The organism is Paenibacillus phoenicis (assembly GCF_034718895.1).
In the GTDB taxonomy this organism is placed as follows: domain Bacteria; phylum Bacillota; class Bacilli; order Paenibacillales; family Paenibacillaceae; genus Fontibacillus; species Fontibacillus phoenicis.
Genome location: NZ_JAYERP010000001.1, coordinates 3,953,355 through 3,973,822 on the forward strand (window position 1 = coordinate 3,953,355; position 20,468 = coordinate 3,973,822).

The 20,468-nt window shown below is 51.4% G+C and carries 19 protein-coding genes and 1 tRNA gene; 17 read left to right on the forward strand and 3 right to left on the reverse strand.

Going from position 1 to position 20,468, the window contains the following annotated elements; genetic code table 11:
- Positions 1-290: 290 nt before the first annotated feature.
- The 15 genes from U9M73_RS18795 (at position 291) to U9M73_RS18865 (ending at position 15,086) form a co-directional block, all read left to right on the forward strand.
- Positions 291-1,241, forward strand: a complete 951-nt coding sequence (locus U9M73_RS18795) for an ROK family glucokinase (RefSeq protein ID WP_260071473.1) — start codon at positions 291-293, stop codon at positions 1,239-1,241.
- A gap of 308 nt (positions 1,242-1,549) precedes the next feature.
- Entirely contained in the window at positions 1,550-2,440 is an 891-nt protein-coding gene (gene rapZ / locus U9M73_RS18800; RefSeq protein ID WP_323078523.1) for an RNase adapter RapZ, read from the forward strand.
- A gap of 124 nt (positions 2,441-2,564) precedes the next feature.
- Positions 2,565-3,509 carry a gluconeogenesis factor YvcK family protein gene (locus U9M73_RS18805; RefSeq protein ID WP_260071877.1) on the forward strand — a complete coding sequence of 315 codons (945 nt, stop codon included), beginning with the start codon at positions 2,565-2,567 and terminating at the stop codon, positions 3,507-3,509.
- Between the two features lie 5 nt (positions 3,510-3,514).
- Entirely contained in the window at positions 3,515-4,444 is a 930-nt protein-coding gene (whiA, locus tag U9M73_RS18810) for a DNA-binding protein WhiA (RefSeq protein WP_036645079.1), read from the forward strand.
- Between the two features lie 109 nt (positions 4,445-4,553).
- Positions 4,554-4,823 carry an HPr family phosphocarrier protein gene (locus U9M73_RS18815; RefSeq protein WP_009224994.1) on the forward strand — a complete coding sequence of 90 codons (270 nt, stop codon included), beginning with the start codon at positions 4,554-4,556 and terminating at the stop codon, positions 4,821-4,823.
- A 154-nt stretch (positions 4,824-4,977) separates the two neighbouring features.
- On the forward strand, positions 4,978-5,733 hold the full coding sequence (locus tag U9M73_RS18820; protein WP_260071871.1) for an SIMPL domain-containing protein: 756 nt from the start codon (positions 4,978-4,980) through the stop codon (positions 5,731-5,733).
- Positions 5,734-6,150: 417 nt separating this feature from the next.
- Positions 6,151-6,930, forward strand: coding sequence for a hypothetical protein (locus U9M73_RS18825; RefSeq protein ID WP_009224991.1), 780 nt, complete (start codon positions 6,151-6,153; stop codon positions 6,928-6,930).
- A 99-nt stretch (positions 6,931-7,029) separates the two neighbouring features.
- Positions 7,030-7,653, forward strand: coding sequence for a hypothetical protein (locus U9M73_RS18830; RefSeq protein ID WP_157273412.1), 624 nt, complete (start codon positions 7,030-7,032; stop codon positions 7,651-7,653).
- 181 nt (positions 7,654-7,834) lie between these two features.
- Positions 7,835-8,809 carry an ABC transporter ATP-binding protein gene (locus U9M73_RS18835; protein WP_009224989.1) on the forward strand — a complete coding sequence of 325 codons (975 nt, stop codon included), beginning with the start codon at positions 7,835-7,837 and terminating at the stop codon, positions 8,807-8,809.
- Positions 8,806-9,657, forward strand: coding sequence for an ABC transporter permease (locus U9M73_RS18840; protein ID WP_009224988.1), 852 nt, complete (start codon positions 8,806-8,808; stop codon positions 9,655-9,657). The genes U9M73_RS18835 and U9M73_RS18840 overlap by 4 nt, the downstream gene beginning before the upstream one ends.
- On the forward strand, positions 9,654-10,460 hold the full coding sequence (locus tag U9M73_RS18845) for an ABC transporter permease (RefSeq protein ID WP_009224987.1): 807 nt from the start codon (positions 9,654-9,656) through the stop codon (positions 10,458-10,460). The genes U9M73_RS18840 and U9M73_RS18845 overlap by 4 nt, the downstream gene beginning before the upstream one ends.
- Positions 10,461-10,506: 46 nt before the next feature.
- Positions 10,507-11,553 (forward strand): ABC transporter substrate-binding protein, encoded by a 1,047-nt coding sequence (locus U9M73_RS18850; RefSeq protein ID WP_311202307.1) that lies wholly within the window; start codon positions 10,507-10,509, stop codon positions 11,551-11,553.
- 131 nt (positions 11,554-11,684) lie between these two features.
- Entirely contained in the window at positions 11,685-12,464 is a 780-nt protein-coding gene (locus U9M73_RS18855; protein WP_323078529.1) for a DUF3298 and DUF4163 domain-containing protein, read from the forward strand.
- Between the two features lie 179 nt (positions 12,465-12,643).
- Positions 12,644-14,056: a glucuronate isomerase gene (gene uxaC, locus U9M73_RS18860; protein ID WP_323078531.1), complete on the forward strand. Its 1,413-nt coding sequence runs from the start codon at positions 12,644-12,646 to the stop codon at positions 14,054-14,056.
- Between the two features lie 19 nt (positions 14,057-14,075).
- Positions 14,076-15,086 (forward strand): LacI family DNA-binding transcriptional regulator, encoded by a 1,011-nt coding sequence (locus tag U9M73_RS18865; protein WP_323078532.1) that lies wholly within the window; start codon positions 14,076-14,078, stop codon positions 15,084-15,086.
- 83 nt (positions 15,087-15,169) lie between these two features.
- Here the strand turns inward: U9M73_RS18865 and ade are convergent, their stop codons facing one another.
- The 3 genes from ade to U9M73_RS18880 all read right to left on the reverse strand — a co-directional run bounded on the left by ade (position 15,170) and on the right by U9M73_RS18880 (position 18,236).
- Entirely contained in the window at positions 15,170-16,960 is a 1,791-nt protein-coding gene (gene ade, locus U9M73_RS18870) for an adenine deaminase (RefSeq protein ID WP_323078534.1), read from the reverse strand.
- Positions 16,961-17,340: 380 nt separating this feature from the next.
- Positions 17,341-17,937 carry an ATP-dependent Clp endopeptidase proteolytic subunit ClpP gene (gene clpP, locus U9M73_RS18875; protein WP_009224981.1) on the reverse strand — a complete coding sequence of 199 codons (597 nt, stop codon included), beginning with the start codon at positions 17,935-17,937 and terminating at the stop codon, positions 17,341-17,343.
- Between the two features lie 224 nt (positions 17,938-18,161).
- A tRNA-Arg gene (locus U9M73_RS18880) sits at positions 18,162-18,236 on the reverse strand.
- A gap of 148 nt (positions 18,237-18,384) precedes the next feature.
- On the opposite strand from U9M73_RS18880, the gene U9M73_RS18885 reads away from it, so the two are divergent.
- Complete coding sequence (locus tag U9M73_RS18885) at positions 18,385-19,389, forward strand: LacI family DNA-binding transcriptional regulator (protein ID WP_009224980.1); 1,005 nt, start codon at positions 18,385-18,387, stop codon at positions 19,387-19,389.
- A gap of 120 nt (positions 19,390-19,509) precedes the next feature.
- Positions 19,510-20,466 carry an ABC transporter permease gene (locus tag U9M73_RS18890; RefSeq protein ID WP_009224979.1) on the forward strand — a complete coding sequence of 319 codons (957 nt, stop codon included), beginning with the start codon at positions 19,510-19,512 and terminating at the stop codon, positions 20,464-20,466.
- The last annotated feature ends 2 nt before the right edge of the window (positions 20,467-20,468 follow it).

Below are 20,468 nucleotides of genomic sequence, written 5' to 3' on the forward strand. Positions count from 1 at the left end.
GTAGCGGGGGAGAAGGAAGGGGGAACAAGGGAAATTAGGTTCGTATACGCTTGTCTGTGATCTGTGTCATTTACGCAAAATCCCTTATCGGTATTGGGATTGCCGTTTCTTCCCTTCTCTTGACCGAACCGATGGGTTCGCTTATAGTTGGTACGTAGGAGAAAACTACTTGCGAAGGCGTTTTCAGTCATGGCGCGGACTAAAGCGGCGATGGATCGAGAATGGCCTTTTTGCACGTATAGGCACGTAAATGATCTATATATTATTTAAGAAAAAGGTGGCTTGTGAACATGTCTGAAAAAATCTACATTGGCGTTGACTTGGGCGGTACGGCAGTCAAAGTCGGCATTTGCAATGAAGAAGGGCAGCTTCTTCATACGTATGAAGGGCCGACCGAAGTCGATAAGGGCGCGGATACGGTCGTCGCGAATATCGAGAAGTACGTCCGGCGTGTCGTGGAAGAATCGCCGTTTGCCTGGGAACAGGTGGCCGGGGTAGGCGCCGGGGTCGCCGGGTTTACGAATGTCCGCGAAGGGATCATCATTTTGGCGCCGAATGTAGGTTTGAAGGATTTGCCGATTCGCGACATTTTGGAGGAGCGATTGGGCAAGCCAATCAAAATAGACAACGATGCCAATGTGGCTGCACTCGGCGAAGCTTGGGGCGGCGCAGGAAAAGGCATCGACAACTGCGTATGCTACACGCTGGGAACCGGCGTTGGCGGCGGGATCATTATTAACGGGAAGATTTATCAAGGCTTCTCCGGAATGGCCGGCGAGCTTGGACATATGTCTGTGGTTCCGGATCTGGAAGCCATCGGCTGCGGCTGCGGCCAAATGGGCTGCCTGGAAACCGTCTCTTCGGCAACAGGGATTATTCGCATGGCGAAAGACGCCGTGGCGCGCGGTGACCGGACCTCGCTGGCTCATGTGGAGAACATTATGGCTAAGGACGTCTTTGATGCGGCTAAAGCTGGTGATGAGGCGGCGATTCGCATCGTGAACCGGGCAGCTTTCTATCTGGGCAAATCGATGGCGGCTGTCGCTGTTGTTCTGAATCCGGAGATGTTTATCATCGGCGGCGGCGTGTCCAAAGCCGGTGACATTCTGTTTAACGAAGTTCGCAGCGTATTCGCCAAATTGACGCCGGAGCCGGTGCAACGAGGCATGCAAATCGTTCCGGCTACCTTGGGGAATGATGCGGGGATGGTCGGCGCCGCTGGTCTCTTCCTCCGTTCCTAACGAAAAGGTGCTAAGCGGAACTGCTTGCAGCTAGCTGGGGGCCGTTGGTACCGCTGGTGTCGCTGGTGTCGCATCTAACGGACTCTAGAAGCGTTATTTGGCAGTCTTGGACAGATTACAGTTTCTAACGGACCTAGGAGATCTTATTTCGGTCAATTGCAGCTCAAGGGTCGTCATCAGAGCCAGATAAGGTCTCTGGGGTCCGTTACAGTGGGAAATGGTCGGGAAATAAGCAAATAAGGTCATTACAGTCCGTTACATCATCCTTTTAGAATGGACAAGGAGAATTACGCGAGGAGGGAATAATCATGCCGGAGAAGGAAACAAGTTCGGTCGCCAATCTGATCATTATCACGGGCATGTCGGGGGCAGGGAAGTCGCTGGCCGTGCGCAGTTTGGAGGATCTCGGATTTTTTTGCGTAGATAATTTGCCTCCGGTGCTGATTCCCAAATTCGCAGAATTGATTGAGCAATCCAAAGGGAAAATTGCCAAGGTTGCGCTGGTCATCGACCTGCGCGGCCGGGAGTTCTTCACGGCGCTTTCGGAGTCGCTTAGCTTTATTAAGGAGCATTTCACCATCAAGTGTGAAATCCTGTTCCTCGATGCCACCGATTCGGTCCTTGTGCAGCGGTATAAGGAAAGCCGCCGCCGCCATCCGATGGCCCCGGACGGGATGCCGCTGGACGGCATCCGGCTGGAACGCAAAATGCTGGATGATTTGCGGATGTCGGCAACTCAAGTCATCGATACCAGCAATATGAAGCCGGCACAGCTCAAGGAGAAGATCATTTCCCGATTCTCGCATTTGGAGAGCAGCAACTTATCGGTGAACATTACATCGTTTGGATTCAAATACGGGATTCCGATCGATGCCGACCTGGTGTTCGACGTGCGCTTCCTGCCGAATCCCCATTACATCGAGCAGCTGCGGCCGCTCACGGGACAAAACAGCGAGGTATATGAATATGTTATGAAGTGGCCGGAGACGCAGATATTCCTGGCCAAATTGCTGGATATGCTGCATTTCCTGCTGCCGCAATACCATAAAGAGGGGAAGAGCCAGGTCATCATCGGCATCGGCTGCACCGGCGGCAAACACCGTTCGGTCGCGATTGCCGAATACCTGGGTAAGATGCTTGGCGTCAGCGAAACGGAAACGGTCCGCGTAAGTCATCGCGACGAAGGCCGGGACCGCTAACCAAGCCCCCTGCAAGTATAGAGGACATTCAAAAGGATAACCTGTTCCCTTTTTGAACCCTCATTAAGAGGTGAACCAAGTGATACATCGGGCTAAGGATATAAGAGTTCCGCGGATCGTCGTGATGGGCGGCGGTACCGGCTTGTCTGTCATGCTCCGCGGGTTGAAAGAGAGACCGCTCGATATCACGGCTATCGTAACTGTAGCCGACGATGGGGGCAGCTCCGGGATCTTGCGCAATGAATTACAAATGCCGCCACCCGGGGATATACGCAACGTACTTACCGCGCTGGCCGACGTCGAACCGCTGCTGTCGGATATGCTGAACTACCGGTTTGCATCGGGTTCGGGATTGGCTGGGCATAGCTTGGGCAATCTGATCTTGGCGGCGATTACCGATATTTCCGGCGATTTCGTGACCGCGGTGCGCGAGCTGAGCCGCGTCTTTGCCGTACGCGGGCGCGTGTTGCCGGCTGCGGGTCAGGCCGTCGTGCTGCATGCGGAGATGGAAGACGGTACGATCGTGACCGGGGAATCGAAGATTCCGGAGGTTCGAGGTAAGATCAAGCGCATTTTCCTTGAACCGGAGGAGGTGGAGCCTTTGCCGGAAGCCGTAGAGGCGATTCGCGAGGCGGACGCCATTCTGATCGGACCGGGCAGCTTGTACACCAGCATTATTCCGAATTTGCTTGTACCGAAGCTGGCAGAGGCTGTATTGGAAAATACCTCCGCGATCAAAATATTCATATGCAATGTCATGACCCAGCCGGGCGAGACGGACAATTATACGGTCAGTGACCACTTACAGGCCGTGTATAATCACGTCGGCAAGCATCTGTTTGACTACGTCATCGTGAACGACGGCGAAATTCCGCCGCAGGTTCAGGATTTTTACGCCGAGAAAGGCGCCAAGCCGGTCCAAGTGGACTGGGATAACGTGACGGGTCAAGGCTATAAGGTCATTGCCGATACGCTGGTGTTGTTCCGCAGGTATTTGCGGCATGACGCCGATAAATTAAGCCATCATATTTACCAGCTGGTTGAAAACTGGATTTTACGAAAGAGGTGAGTCTCTTGTCCTTTGCGGCGCAAACCAAAAAAGAGCTGACGATGGTCGAAGCCTCGGACTGCTGCGAGCAGGCCGAACTATCCGCTTTGATCCGGATGAACGGATCGGTACAGGTTTCGAACAAAAAGATCGTTTTGGATATCTCCACCGAAAACGCCGCGATCGCAAGGCGGATCTACTCCCTGTTGAAGAAGCATTTTCACATTCACACGGAGCTCTTGGTCCGCAAAAAGATGCGCCTCAAGAAAAACAACGTCTACATCGTTCGCATTCCGGCCCGGGTTGAGGAGATTCTGAAGGAGCTGAAAATCGTCTCCGAGGGATTTATTTTTAATCCCGGGATTAATCCGGAGCTCACTCGGAAAAACTGTTGTAAGCGGGCTTATCTGCGCGGGGCGTTTATGGCCGGCGGGTCGGTCAACAATCCGGAGGGTTCGTCTTACCATTTGGAGATCGCCTCGATGTACGAAGAGCATTGCAAGGCGCTGGTCGATCTGGCGAACGAGTTTCATCTGAACGCACGTTGCATCGAGCGGAAGAAAGGTTTTATTTTGTACATCAAAGAAGGCGAAAAAATCATCGAGCTCCTCAGCATCATCGGCGCGCATCAGGCGTTGTTCAAATTCGAGGACGTGCGGATTATGCGCGACATGCGTAATTCCGTGAATCGCATCGTGAACTGCGAGACGGCGAACTTGAACAAAACGATTGGTGCCGCTGTCCGGCAGATCGACAACATCAAGCTGCTCCAGAAGGAAGTCGGTCTGGAGAACTTGCCGGAGAAGCTGCGGGAGGTCGCCGAGGTTCGCTTGGCTCACCCGGATATGAATCTGAAGGAAGTGGGCGAACTGCTGAAAGGAACGGTCAGCAAATCGGGGGTAAATCACCGGTTGCGCAAGATCGATGAGCTTGCCGAAAAAATTCGCGGGGGCTAAACTGGTTTTGCTGCTAGTGTGTTTTGTACTCCGTATGCTATAATGATAGAAATTATAATGTCAACGAATGTGACGAAATGGATTGAATTCGTATAGGGGGTAAGTTTTCATGGTCAAACACCCGGTTACCGTTCGTTTGAAAACGGGGCTGCATGCTCGGCCGGCTGCGCTTTTCGTTCAGGAAGCGAATAAATATTCTTCAGAGATTTTCGTTGAAAAAGACGATAAAAAAGTGAATGCCAAGAGCATCATGGGGATTATGAGCCTTGCAATCAGTACCGGTACCGAGATTTACATTAGTGCGGAAGGTGCGGACGCTGAGCAGGCTGCAAACGCTTTAATCAATTTAGTCAGCAAAGAGGAGTTGGAGAACCAGTAAACGCTGGTTTCGCCTTACGAAACAAGGGGATGTTTCCGTGAAAGGATCACGGGATCATCCTTTTTTGCTTTTTACTGCAACATTTGTCCACGGTTTACGTTTAGAAGGTAAAATTACCAATACTTATCCCAAAAAATGAACGGAGGTCATGAACATGAAAACATGGTTGAAGCCTGCAGCTTCCTTGCTGGTTGCGGGAACATTGATTACCGGAGGTATGTTTGTAAGCGGTGCCCTTAACGCGCCGGTGCCGGTTTATGCGGATGGCGAGATGCAGAAGAATGTGGTGACGGTGGTGGGCAGCGGCGAATTGTCCGTGAAGCCGGACGTGGCGTACCTGTCGATTGGGGTGGTGACGGAAGCTAAGACGGCGAAGGAAGCCCAAAGCGCCAATGCAACTAAAGTGGCCGCGCTCATCAAGCTGTTGAAGGAGACGTGGGGGATTGCCGACAAGGATATCCAAACCGGCCAATTCTACGTACAGCCAAACTATACGTATAGCGACAAAGAAGGCCAGCAGATCAAGGGGTACAGCGCCCAGCATTCGCTGGAGGTCACTTACCGCGACTTGTCGAAGATAGGGCAGCTGCTGGATGCGGCATCCGCTGCGGGAGCCAACCGGATCGATAATATCCGCTTCAGCACCGAAAATCCGGATCAGTACCAAGACCAAGTGATCCAAAAAGCGATGAATGACGCGAACAAGAAAGCAGCATCGATCGCGAAAGCCGCGAACCGCCAGCTGGGCATTGTGCTTAGCATCAGCCAAGGCAGCACCAGCACACCGATCTTCACACAGAACCTGAAGATGAGGGAAATGGCTGCAGCGGATTCTGCCGTGAGCACACCGGTGGAACCGGGCGAAATCGACCTGCAAACCACGTTAACAGTGATGTATGAGCTGAAATAGGGCATATAGGGAATCTATATCAGTTACTTAATGAGCTACCGCATAGGTTTGTGTGATAGCTCATTTTTGTATTTTACTAACTTTAAAGCCTTTGGAGATAAAATGACTGTTGAGAAAGTGGGATATAACACATTTAATTTGATAGTTAGCCCAGATCAATTGAAGATTCTTGAAACCCTGTCTACAGTCGACGCTATTTATATTCAACCTAAGAGTGGCGGTGGAGTTTATATCGAAAATTGTCCTTTGCTGTATTAGTAGGTATCGGCATTGAATGACAACGGGGCAGGAGCCATATAGAAGTGTGCCATAAATTAAGATAGAAAAAGGAATTTATATAGTAAATATTGACAAATTTAACATGGGAAAATAAGATAGAAACAGGTATAAAATACCAAAATTAAGGAGTAAAGAAAAATGAAAAGATTAAGTTTATTTTTATTGGTTTTATCTTTTATTCTCAGTAGTTTTTCAGGAGTTGCAAGTGCAGATATAGGGCGCAGTGAAGAAGATTTCGGCAAAATAGTACAGCAAGTTGACCGAATGAAAACTAACGGTGCTACAAAACAAGATGTCATACAATTTCTGGAATCAAAGGGTATTGAAGTACTAGCAAGTGATACTGTTATTTTTGATGCTAAAGGAAATGAATCTAATAGCATGACTCCAATGGCACTCAGTCCCCAATTAAGAGTACTTACAAACTATATTACGAAGGATAGTGACAGGTACTACGCTTGGGTACAGGTTGAGAAAAAAGCATCACTTCCTGCAGATGCTACCTATGAATTGTATCCAGCTTCATACGACGTTGTTTCTATTAACTGGGATTCTAAAAAGTTTGATTACGTGTCGAGTGGGACAAGTAATTCTGCGAATATGTGGTTAGCCGATGCCGATAATAGAAACTCAGGAACAATACTTTTCAACATCTATGATAACCTTGAGGGCGGTGGAGATGCATGGACAGTAAGTGCATATGCAAAATTATCTGCAAAAACAACAGGACAAACTACAACAGCTGCCAAGTATACTCATACTTATGATACAACTCAAAAATCAGAACAATATTCAGGTACAGCAAGCTGGACATGGGGTAGTCCTCTTGAGATAGGTGTGAACTACACAGTAACAACAACAGATGTCGAAAAAAATTGGACAAAGGCCGCAACTGCCTCTGTTACACTTTCAAAATAGTACATTTTATGTATAATAAAGTAAATGGGAAGTGATTTTGTTCCCGTTTACTTTATTTTTTTGGATTATCATTCCTAATAAAGGGAAGTGTTCCCAATAGTGAAAAAAGATGTTAATTTCAAGTGGATTTTAATCACAGCTATAGTTGTATTGTTATCGAATTTAATCCAATACATCATATTCGATCAAACCAAGGTAGAAAAGAAATCTGAAACTCAAAATATTTATGATATATTTACTACTTATTCTGATCGCGTTCTAAGTACCTATAGATTTTTAATTGAATTAGAAGATGATGATCGAACACCAAAGGAAGCGTACTTATTCTCAGAGGGTTTTTTAATGGGAATTAGCTCTGATTATTATACAAAACTGGATTTATTATTGGAAAAAATGGATGGGAAAGAATACAATTATGAACTTACTAACATTGTTGAAACGAATAAGAACTTGCAAAGGATGGTCTATGTTCTAAATAAATATTTATTTAGTCAACAAAATAATTCAGAATTCCCTGAAAATTGGGCGGAAGTAAAAGGCTCACTGATGAAAATAAGACCTTTATTAGCATCTTCATCCACGGAGGATTTAACCTTGTATAATATTACAAGCTATCCCAGGGAATTCATTACGCAACCCCAATATAGAGACACCATGATTTCTGTTAATAGGGGGATTTCTGAAGTTATAGATCAAATGATGAGGCTCGGAGACAGTGAGTAAAGTTACTCAGAGGTTCCTTGAAAACCCAAGGGAATTATAGCAAAACTATTGTAACCCGCGCCAAAACAAGGTATAGTGAATATGCGAAAAAATGAATCGAAGTACCCGATAAAGCCATACCAATGGATATGGCTTTTTTTTCTTAGGAAGACAAGCCTACATTGAAGGAGTTGATGCAAAGATGATAGAACTGGCCGCGGTGGAGAAGCACTTTGCGGGACAGGTCGCCTTGCATCCGCTATCGCTCACGATTAAGGAAGGGGAATTCCTCACCTTGCTGGGCCCAAGCGGCTGCGGCAAGACGACGATTTTGCGCATGATCGCCGGGTTCGAGCAACCGACCTCCGGGAAAATCCTGCTGGACGGAAAGGACCTGACGAATTTGCCGCCGAATCGCCGGGATTTGAACCTTGTCTTTCAACATTATGCTTTATTTCCTCATATGACGGTGGAAGAGAATGTCGCCTTTGGACTGAAGATGAAAAAGATGCCGATCAAGCAGCAGCAGGAACGTGTGCGGGAGGCGGTTGAGATGACGCAGCTGACCGCGCTCACGAAGCGGTATCCGCACCAGCTGTCCGGCGGGCAGCAGCAACGGGTGGCCATCGCGCGGGCGATCGCCAACAAGCCGCGGGTGCTGCTGCTCGATGAGCCGCTGGGCGCGCTGGACCTGCAGCTGCGCAAAAGCCTGCAGGCCGAGCTCAAGCAGCTGCAGCGCAGTCTGGGCATCACGTTCGTCTACGTGACGCATGACCAGGAAGAAGCGATGATGATGTCTGACCGCATCGTCGTGATGAACAGCGGCCGAGTGGAGCAGATCGGCACACCGCGGGAAATTTACGCACAGCCGGCTACGTTGTTTTCGGCCACCTTCGTTGGCGAGAACAATATTTTCTCCCGGGACGGGCAGCTGTTCGCCGTGCGTCCGGAGAAGCTCAAGGCCGTGCGGAGCGGCGAAGGCGTCGAAACGAAGCGCAGCGGCGAGCTGATGGACGTGCTGTACCTCGGCGGCGTGCATAAGCTGATCGTGCAGCTGGATAACGAACCGATGACCGTATCCATCGTGCTGGATGTCAACGATGAGCGTACGTGGCAAATCGGGGAGACGGTTGGGGTGGATTGGAAGCCGGAGGATGAGGTGGTCATCGGATCATGAAAAAATCTGGCTTAAGCATGCTGCCGGTGTTCCTGTGGTTATGCCTGTTCCTGGTTGTGCCGATGCTGATCGTCATAGGCATCTCTTTTATGGGGCGTGACGAGCTTGGCAATGTGGTGCTGGACTTTAATTTGGATGCCTATGCGTTATTTTTTGACCCGTTATATTTGGGCATTTATTGGGATACGATTGTGTTATCCGTGATGACGACCGCATTATGTCTATTGCTCAGTTACCCGTTGGCCTATTATATTGCGAACGCCGGTCCGAGAATGCAAACTTGGGGCCTGGTGCTTATTACCGTGCCGTTTTGGATCAACTTTCTGATCCGCACTTATGCCTGGGTGCTGCTGCTGCGGACGCAAGGGATCGTCAATGAGTTCTTGCTCAGCATCGGACTGATCTCCGAACCGCTGCAGATGCTGTATACGAAGGGCGCTGTGTTGCTCGGCATGGTGTATACGTTTATTCCGTTTATGGTGTTGCCGATATTTGTGGCGTTGGAGCAGATGGACAAGCGACTGCTGGAGGCGGCCAGCGATTTGGGTGCGTCGAGCTGGAAAGCGTTCTGGCACATTACGCTGCCGCAAACGAAGTCGGGGATCATGACCGGCTCCGTGCTGGTGTACGTTTCGACAACCGGCATGTTTGTCGTGACGGACATTCTCGGCGGGGCGAAATCGGCAATGATCAGCAACATCATTCAGAGTCAGTTCCTTGGGGCCCGCAACTGGCCGTTTGGCTCGGCGTTGTCCGTGATCTTCGTGATCACCTCGCTGATTCTGATTGCGCTGTTTAATCGGGCGATGACGTCCCGGTATCAAAGGGTGCGGGAGGTGCGTTCATGAAAACCAAAAGCCATCCGCTGCTCGGCGTTCATTCGCTGATCATGATGATTTTCATCTATGTGCCGATCCTGTTTATCGTTGCGTATTCGTTTAACAGTTCCAGGCTAGCGGCCGATTGGAGCGGCTTTACGTTCGACTGGTACATCTCGCTGTTTGATAACCGCCATGTCATGGAGGCCTTGGCCAACAGCTTAACCGTGGCGATCGTCTCAACGGTAATCTCGACGGTGCTTGGCACGCTGGCGGCGCTGGCGATGCGGAAGATCGGACGCCGCTTGAAGCCGGGCATGGGCGGCTTGTTGTATTTGCCGATCATCATTCCCGATATCATCATGGGCTTGTCGTTGCTGGTACTGTTTAATCAGCTCCATATGCCGCTGGGTAAAATAACGATTATTATTGCCCATATCACCTTTAGTTTGTCCTACGTCTACGTTGTCGTGACTACGCGTCTTTCCGGCATGGGGGGACAACTGGAGGAGGCAGCGCAGGATTTGGGGGCGAGCTCGTGGCAAACCTTCCGATACGTGACGTTGCCGCAGATTGCTCCGGGCATTATCTCCGGGGCCTTGATCGCGTTTACGCTGTCGCTGGACGATTTCATGGTCAGCTTCTTTGTTAGCGGGCCAAATTCGACCACATTGCCGATTTATATCTATGGGCAGGTCAAACGGGGTATTTCCCCGGAAATTAACGCGCTGTGTACGATTTTGATACTGGTGACGGTCGCTTTGATCTTCCTGGCGCAATTTGTGCTGAATCGCGGCAAGGGCCAGAAGAAACAATCATTGCTGCCGTTTTAGACGAATTTTGATATTCCATAAGACGAAATCGAAGGGAGATTGGGAATTGAACAAAAAGAGATGGGCCGGTCTCGTACTGGCAGGGATGTTGGTTGCCGGACTATTGTCGGGTTGCGGATCGTCGAAAGAGACGCTCAACATTTACAGCTGGGCGGATAACTTTGACGAGGAAGTGCTGGAGCAGTTCGAGAAAGAGTTTGACGTAAAAATCAATTATGACGTGTTTGCCAACAATGAGGATCTGCTGGCTAAAATTAAGGCGGGCGGCGGCGGTTACGATTTGATTCAACCGTCCGATTACATGGTGGCTACGATGATCAAGCAGGATCTGCTGGCACCGCTGGATATGAACAACATTCCGAACTTTGCGAACGTGTCTGACGCGTATAAAAACCCTTCCTACGATCCGGGGAACAAATACTCGATCGTATACACTTCGGGGGTTACGGGGATTGCGTATAACAAGAAATACGTGAAAGACGAGATCGACAGCTGGGAGGACCTGTGGAATCCGGAATACAAGGGCAAGGTCATTTTGCTGGACGATAACCGCGAAGTAATTGGTATGGCCTTGAAAAAGAACGGCTATTCCAACAGCTCCACCGACGAAGGTGAAATCACGACGGCTGTGGAGGATTTGAAGAAGCTGCTGCCAAGTGTGCTGGCTTTCGATACCGACAACATCAAGCAAAAAATGATTCAAGAAGAAGGCTGGATCGCCACCGTATGGTCGGGTGACGCTTCCTACATTGCCCAAGACAATCCGGATGTCGCTTATGTAGTACCTAAGGAAGGCGGCACGATCTGGTCGGATAACTATGCGATTCCGAAGGATTCGAAGCATAAAGAGCTGGCCGAGAAGTTTATCAACTTCATGCTCGATCCGGAGATTAGCGCGAAGAACTACGAAGCGATCGGATACAGCGATCCGAATGTGAAAGCAGCGGAGTTCCACAGCGAAGAATACCGGAACGACAAGATGATTAACCTGTCAGAGGATGAGTTGTCCCGTACCGAATGGCTGGGTGACGTAGGCGATAAGCTGCAGCTGTACGACCGGTACTGGACTGAATTGAAGAGCGGCCGTGAGTAATATCGGCTTACATTTTACAATAGCGCCAGGCGCTTTCCTTGAGGGAAGGCGTGCTGGCGTTTTTGCGTACATGAATTTTTGCCACCCGGGTCATAATTTAGGTATTAACCGATAGAGGGTGGCGATAACAAGTGAAGCGTAACACGGTAGAAATGATCACTTCGCTGATGACCGCAGGCTTGATGATATCCGGCTTAGCCGTTGTTCCGGCCGAAGCTGCGCCGCAGTCTCCAGTCGAGATCAGCGGGAAGGCGAATGAGGCAGGCTCGGCGCTTGTGCAGGAGCGGCAAGGCGTCAAAATCACGAACCATACGATCGAGAAGAAGATTCCGGAAGCGTCGATTAAAGTCGACTATCCACAGCTGAGCGGATTAAAGCACAAGTCGGTGCAGAAGAAGATCAATAAGCTGTTCAAGAACAAGGCGGAAAAATTTGTGGCTAATGCGCTGAAGGAAGCGAAGGCGGGACAACCGTCGACACAAAGTGGGAACCCCTATGAGTATGTCGGTACTTACAAAGTGACGTACAACCGCGACGGGGGGCTCAGCCTCTATCAGGACTGGTACTCCTACACCGGCGGTGCGCATGGGATTACCGTACGCGACGGCTTAACATTCCGGCTGGATAACGGAAAGCTGCTGACGCTGGACGAGCTGCTCCGGTCAAACCCGAATTACCGCAGCATCGTCGATCCGGAAATCGCTAAGAAGCTGCAGGAAACGGAAGGTTACTTCGGTAACTTCAAAACGATCGGCTCGAATCCGTCATATTATGTGAAGGATGAGGGCGTGACGATCTTTTTCCAACTGTACGAATACTTGCCTTATGTGTTTGGTTTCCCGGAATTTTATTTCCCGTTTAGCCAGCTGCTGCCGCCGGGAACGAATCCGTTTGATTTCAAAACACGCTGAAGCTTTATCGAATCAATGTTAAACGCCCTCTCGGCTGCATTCGTGGCTGAGGGGGCTTTTTTAATCGGTCAAGGGCCCATATTCTCTCTTGCGTTTTTCGATAAAACGTTTACAATATTAAGCAGCATACTAATGTTAACGTTAACAATGAGTTGAACTAAATGAAGGGAGAATGGGAAATGGCGAAGAAATTTTTAGGGGAAAACTTTCTGCTGAACAGCGAGACGGCGGAGAAGTTGTATCATCAATACGCGAAGGAACTGCCGATCATCGATTATCACTGCCATTTAAGCCCGCAGGAGATCTACGAAAATAAGACGTTCCGCAACTTAACCGAGGCTTGGCTGGGCGGCGACCATTACAAATGGCGGGTGATGCGGGCCTGCGGCATCGACGAGGAACTGATCACCGGTGGGGCGGACGATTACGACAAGTTTCTCGCCTGGGCGAAGGTAGTGCCGCAGCTGCTGGGGAATCCGCTGTACCATTGGACGCACCTGGAGCTGCAGCGGTTTTTTGGGATTGACGAGCTGCTGAATGAGGAGACTGCGCCGGTCATCTGGGAACAAGCGAATGCCCAGCTGCAAAGTGAAGGCTTTGGCGCGCGGGACTTGATTACGAAATCGAAGGTGACAGTGGTCTGCACAACCGATGACCCGGCGGATTCGCTGGAGTACCATTTGAAGATCAAGAAACTGGAAGGCTTCGATACGGTGGTGCTGCCCAGCTTCCGCCCAGACAAGTTCCTGGAGATCAATCGTGCCACGTTTAAGCCTTGGCTGGCAAAGCTGGAGGCGGCGGCTGGGAAGCCGATTCAGAATTATGGGGCGCTATTGGATGCGTTAAGAGAACGGATCGACTTCTTCCATGAGATCGGCGGCCGCGTATCTGACCACGCGCTGGATACACTGGAATACGAGAAAGCGACGCTGGAGGAAGTGGAGGTGATCTTCGCGAAGGCGCTGAGCCAAGGTTCGGTAACGCCGGAGGAGGAACGGAAATACAAATCGTATACGATGGTGTTCCTGGGCAAGGAATACGCTGCCCGCGGCTGGGCGATGCAGCTGCATATTCATGCGTTACGGAACACGAATACGGCCATGTTTCAACGGCTGGGTCCGGATACGGGTTATGATGCGATTAACGACGGGCCTCTGGCCGAAGCGCTGGCCCGGTTGCTGGACGCGATCGAGCAGGACGGCGGGCTGCCAAAGACGATCCTGTATTCACTGAACCCTAACGATTATTGGGCGCTCGCCAGCATGATGGGCAGCTTCCAGGGCGGCGGCGTACCTGGTAAAATTCAATTTGGCACCGCTTGGTGGTTTAATGACAACAAAGACGGCATGATCCAGCAAATGCACACGCTAGCCAATTTTGGCGTGTTGTCGCAGTTCATCGGGATGCTGACGGACTCCCGCAGCTTCCTGTCGTATACGCGGCACGAATATTTCCGCCGCCTCTTATGCGACGTGCTTGGCGATTGGGTGGAGCGCGGCGAGGCGCCGGAGGACTATGATCTGCTGGGCCGGATCGTGACGGATATTTGCTATGGCAATGCCAAGCGGTATTTTGCTTTTCCCGAGGCATAGAAAGGATTGACGCTGCTGTATGTCCGCTACGATCAAAGACATCGCCAAGCTGGCGAATGTCTCGCATATGACGGTTTCCCGGGCGCTGAACAACAGCCCGCTGATTAAAGAGGAGACCAAACGCAAGATTATGGAGATCGCTGAGCAGCTGAACTACGTGCCGAACTATAACGCCAAAAGTTTGGTGCTGCAGCGTTCGCATACGATTGGATTGTTTTTTACGAGTATGGTTCAAGGGACGTCCTCCAGTTTCCTGGCAGAGGCCATCCGCGGTGTGAGTCAGGAGGTTGGTGTCCAGTACAACTTGTTTCTGCGGGGGATCGACGATTTTGAGGACTTTAGCTCGATCCATCGGCGACGGTTCGACGGCATTCTGCTCATGAGCCAAAGTGAGCGTGACGACACGTTTATTCGCCATGTGCGAGAGCAGGGGATTCCTTTGGTCGTGCTGAACCGGAATGCGGGTGACTCGACCATCGTTAATTTCGTGTCCAATGACCGGGCAGGAGCTTACGAGTTGACGCAATACTTGGCGGGCCGTGGGCATACACGCATTGGCCTGGTGGAGGGGATCGCCGGCTACAAGTCGACGCAGGAGCGCAAGGAAGGGTATTTGCGAGCCATGAAGGATGCTGGCCTGGCGGTAAGGGAGGAATGGCTCGTCGAGGGCCGCTACGACGTGGAGAGCGGTTATCTGGCGATGCACCGGTTGCTGGCGCTGCCGGAGCGGCCAACTGCGGTGTTCTGCTGCAACGACGACATGGCCATCGGTGCGATGAAGGCCGCGGCGGAGGCGGGATTGCGGATTCCGGCGGACGTCTCGGTCGTTGGCTTTGACGACATCGGCTTCTCGCACTATACGAATCCGCCGCTGACAACGGTGAAGCGGCCCATTGAGCAACTCAGCCGGATGGGCGCGCGCAAAATCCTCGAGCTGATCGAGGGGCCGCCGGCCGGCGGGGAGCTAGTTCTGCTGGATACGAAGCTGGTTCGGCGTGAGTCGGTGGAAGAGCTGCACCCTCATTTGTAGGTGCGAGCGACTCCGGTATGGAGTAAAACAAAACCCGCCAGAAAGGGTTCACTTTCTCGGCGGGTTATTTACATGCATGCGGCTTAACCGACTTCCACGGGCACGAGCTTGAACTCGTTCACGTCCGCTAGACCGCGGTTGGTGATACGCAGCTCCGGAATGACCGGCAAGGCAATCAGAGAAAACGTCATGAACGGCGCGTTCAGTTGGCAGCCGAGCTGCTTCCAGGCGGCTTCGAGCTCTTTCACCTGGGCGACCACCGTCTCCAGCGGCTGGTCGGACATCAGACCGGCGATGGCCATCGGCACGGCGGCGAGCACTTGGCCATCCAGGACAGCGATCATGCCGCCGCCCAGCTTCGCCAGCTCATTCGCAGCAAACGCCATGTCCTCGGGATTCGTACCCATGACGATGAGATTGTGACTGTCATGCGCAACGGTAGAGGCTACAGCCCCCTGCTTGAGTCCAAAGCCGCGCGCGAAGGCGAGGGACAGCTCGCCGGAACCGCGGTGGCGGTCGATGCAGGCCAGTGTGGCGATGTCCTGCTCGACGGCCGGACGCACGACTCCCTTCCCGTCAACCGGAACGGTTGCCGTTCCCTTCGCCGTGCGGGCGCTGTTCTCGATCACGTCGACGACGTGGATCGTCGTTTCCGTCTTGGCGCTGGCGCTGCGGTAGAGGAAATCGTCGGCGGTCAGCGGACGCGCCAATTTCACCGAAGCGCGCGCCTGCGCCGGGTACGGGTACGCCGGGAACGGGACGCGGAGCTGCCCGGCGTCGTAGGCGACCTTGCCGTCGGCGATCACGGTCGACGGCTCCATCCGCCGCAGGTCGCCGATCAGCAGCAGGTCCGCGCATTTGCCCGGCGCAATGCCGCCCACGTCGCCGTCGACCTTGAAGTACCGCGCCGTATTGATGGTTCCCATCTGGATCGCGGTAACCTGATCGACGCCCTCTTCAATCGCCCGGCGCACGACATGGTTCATGTGGCCTTGCTCAATCAAGGTTTGCGGATACACATCGTCGGTGACGAGCATAATGTTCGAGGTATTCACCTTATCTTCGGTGACCACCTTGATCACTTCCTTGACGTCATGCCATGCTGAGCCCTCGCGGATCATCAGGTGCATCCCGAGGCGCAGCTTGGCGAGCCCTTGCTCCCGGGTTACGGTCTCATGACAGGAAGTCACACCCGAGGCCAGGTAGGCCTGAAGCATGCGCTCGTCGTCACTCGGAAAATGTCCGGTGACGGTTTTGCCTGCTTCCATTGTGGCTTGGATTTCGCCGAGCATTTTCGGGTCTCCGTATACGACGCCGGGGAAGTTCATGACCTCGCCCAGCCCCTCGACGCCGTCCCAGGTCATCCCGTCGGCGATATCGCGGGTGTCCAGCGACGCTCCGGCATCCTCCAAATGATCGGTGGCCGGTACACAGGAAGGGAATGTAGTATACACCTTAAGCGGCAATCCTTGGCCCTCCTCATGCATCCAGCGCACGCCCTCCGCTCCAAACACGTTGGCGATTTCATGCGGGTCCATAAAAATACCGGTCGTTCCTTTGGGAAGCGCAGCCTTGGCGAACTCAGCCACCGACAGCATGGTGCTCTCCACGTGCATATGCCCGTCCAGGAGCCCGGGAACGATGTGGCGGCCTGCCGCATCGATCACAACGGTGTTCTCGCCGATCGTGTGCGCGGCGTCCCCTACGAAGGCGATACGCCCTTCGGCAACCGCGACGTCCGTATTCGGCAGCAGCTCTCCGGTATAGACGTTGACTAAGGTGCCGCCCTTAACCACCAAATCGGCTTTGGCTTTGCCCATGGCGACATCCGCCAACGTACGGCTTACTTCATACAATTTTTTTCTTTGTTCCATCTCCCGGTTCGCTCCTTTAAAAAAGTCGTTCAAAAAGTCATCCTTCTAACGCTTACCACCGACCTTATACCCGCCAAAATCACGATGTTGAAAGTATAACGCTTGCCAGAATGCTTATTTACCAAATATCCGCCTGAAAATAAGCACTTGCGTCGAAATAGTGCTTCTCAGCGTCGTTAGAGCCGCGGGCACGCCAATTTTGCCAACATAGCGCTTCTCATCAGCGTTAGAGCAGAAGGGCTATCTCGAGGTGTGTGCCTGTAGCTTGCTATTCTGACCTTTTGAACTCTCTCGTTAAGTTATTTAAAGATAAATATAACAAGAAAGGCCGCTCCTCGAACAGCACTTTCTGTTCGAAGAGCAGCCTTTTCTGTATAGCCTTAAGCTTTGGCCGGATTCACTTTCTCGATGACTTGGTCGATCAAGCCGTATTCCTTCGCTTCTGCCGCGCTCATGAAGTAGTCGCGGTCGGTGTCCTTCTCGATCCGTTCCAGCGGTTGGCCGGTGCGTTCCGAGAGGATTCGGTTCAGTTTATCGCGCATCTTGAGGATACGGCGGGCGCGGATCTCGATGTCCGTCGCTTGACCTTCCGCTCCGCCGAGCGGTTGATGGATCATGATTTCGCTGTTTGGCAGCGCATAACGTTTCCCCGGCGCACCTGCGTTCAACAGGAAGGCGCCCATCGAAGCGGCCAGCCCAACGCAAATCGTGGAGACGTCCGCCTTGATAAATTGCATCGTATCATAAATCGCCATGCCGGCCGTAATGGAACCGCCAGGGCTGTTAATGTATAGGTGGATGTCCTTGGTTGGATCTTCCGCGTCCAGAAACAGCATCTGGGCAATGATGGAGTTGGCAACAACATCGTTTACCTGGGAGCCCAGGAAAATAATCCGGTCTTTGAGCAGACGGGAATAAATGTCATAAGCGCGTTCGCCGCGGTTGCTTTGTTCTACGACCATAGGAATATAACTCACCGATAAAACCTCCTTAAATTTAGGCTGTTCAACTGGAACGCCCCGTCGAATGGAATGGTTTGGGATTCATCGTTTCCATCAATCTAAGAATTGACGGAAATGATGGGGATTAATCTCATCATAAACAATTTATTTGAGAAAGTCAAAGAAAGTCAAACTCAAGGTAATAAAAAAGTCCAGAAGACTTGTGTCACAGGACTTTGAATGTGCAATATATGGCGATATGGCGCGCCCGCGAGGAATCGAACCTCGATCTCAGGCTCCGGAGGCCTACGTCATATCCATTGGACCACGGGCGCAAATTTAGCGAACAAAATAGATTATATGACATTTTGTCTCAAAACGCAAGGTGTAGATCCAAATAAAATAGGGATTGTCATGAAAGCGTTTCTATGATAACTTGAGGAATATATAAAAACGTTTTTATAGACAAGGGTGTAATCAGGGATGGGGAAAGTCACCATTAAGGATGTAGCCAAAGCAGCAGGGGTTTCCATCTCTACGGTATCCAACGCGCTCAACGATGTGGATGTGTTGAATCCGGAGACCAAATCCCATGTGCTGAAGGTCGCCAAGCAGCTCAATTACGTACCGAACTTAAACGGGAAGCAGCTCAAGTCGAAGAAGACGAATATGCTTGGTTTTTTTACGACGAGTGTATCCGGACCTTATTTTTACATTTTGGTGGAGTCGATGGCGCGCGAGAGCGAGCGGCTGGGATACGGTTTGCATGTCATGGTTACCGCCGATAAGCAAACGATTATCAGCAATATCATGGGCCGCCGGGTGGATGGCGTGATCATCTACGAAGAATTGCGGGTCGATGACCAAGATATCGCGATGATGGAGAAGGACAAGATCAAGGCGGTATTTCTGGATCGGGTGATTCAGAAGGAAACGATGGGGACCGTGATTTTTAATTCGTATGCGTCCGCTTATGAAGCGACCAAATACCTGATCAGCCTGGGCCATAAGAAAATCGCCTACATTTCCGGCGTTGATACGATGTACGACAGCGTACAGCGGAAAGAGGGATATCTCGCGGCCTTGCGGGAGCATCAGCTGCCGATTGATGAGGATTTTATTGTGCAGGGGTATTTTGAGGAAGAGAGTACCTACAATGCGATTCGGGCGTTTATTCATAAGCATCCGGGCAAAGTGCCGGACGCGATTCTGGCCGGCAACGATTTGAGCGCCATTGGTTGTATTAAAGCGTTACGTTCGTACGGCCTCGAGGTTCCAAGGGACATCAGCGTCGTAGGGTTTGACGATATTGATATTGCCCAGTATTTTACGCCGCCCCTGACCACGGTTCGCAATCCGATCGCCAGACAAGGGATCTTGGCGGTCAATCATCTGGTGAACATGATTAAGAAGCAGGAGCAGGGGAAGGTGCAGAAGCTGGACGGGGAACTGATCGTGCGAGGCTCAAGTCATGTTCGTTTAAGCTAAGAGAAGCGGAGACGAAGCTGATCTTGAGCTCAGCGGAAAATGTAAGCGGTTAACTACAGGGGTTCTGTTGACGAAAATAAAAACGTTTTTATCCATACGGGATAAAGAGAGGAGCGCAAAATGGCGAAGTCAGCTGCGTCAGCCAAAAAGCCGATGGGATTAAGAATGAAGCAGTTCTTTATCGATTTCGGCAGGCAGTGGGAAATCCAGTCGATGATCTGGCCGGGCATCATTTTTATGATTATTTTTTGCTACATTCCCATCTACGGACTTACGATCGCTTTCAAAAATTATACGGTCATCGATACGTTAAGCTCCGCTCCATGGGTAGGTTTGGACAACTTCAAAATTATCGCCACCGACAAATACTTCTGGGAATCCGTGGTGAATACGCTGGGGATCAGCTTCCTGAAGCTGGCCATCGGTTTTGTGATCCCGATTATTCTCGCGATTATGATCTATGAGGTCGGGATGGGCCGGTTTAAAAAAATCGTGCAGACGATCTCGTACCTGCCGCACTTTTTGTCCTGGATCGTGCTCGGCGGGATGCTCATCACCTGGTTCTCGACCACCGGGATGTTCAACCAGATGCTGCTGGACTTGGGCTTGATCTCGAAGCCTCAGAACATTCTGCTTGATCCGGGCAAGTATTGGTGGATCGCGGTGCTGTCGGATGTTTGGAAAGAGGCGGGCTGGGGAACGATCCTGTACCTCGCCATCATGGCCAAGATCGACCCGACTTATTATGAAGCCGCGAAGATCGACGGGGCGAGCCGGCTCCGGCAAATTTGGAACATCACGCTGCCCAACATGCGGATGATTATTAGCTTGAACCTGATTCTGACCATCAGCGGCCTGCTGGGTTCCAACCTGGACCAGACCTTGGTGCTGATGAATTCTCAGAACCGCGAAAAGGCCGAGGTCATCAACTCCTACGTATACCGGATGGGGATGACGCAAGGGGACTTCTCCTACGCGACTGCCGTCGGACTTGGGGTTTCGGTTGTATCGGTCATTTTGTTGGTGCTGGCGAATAAGGTGACCAGCAAACTCAACGATAATCAATCTGTCCTGTAAGG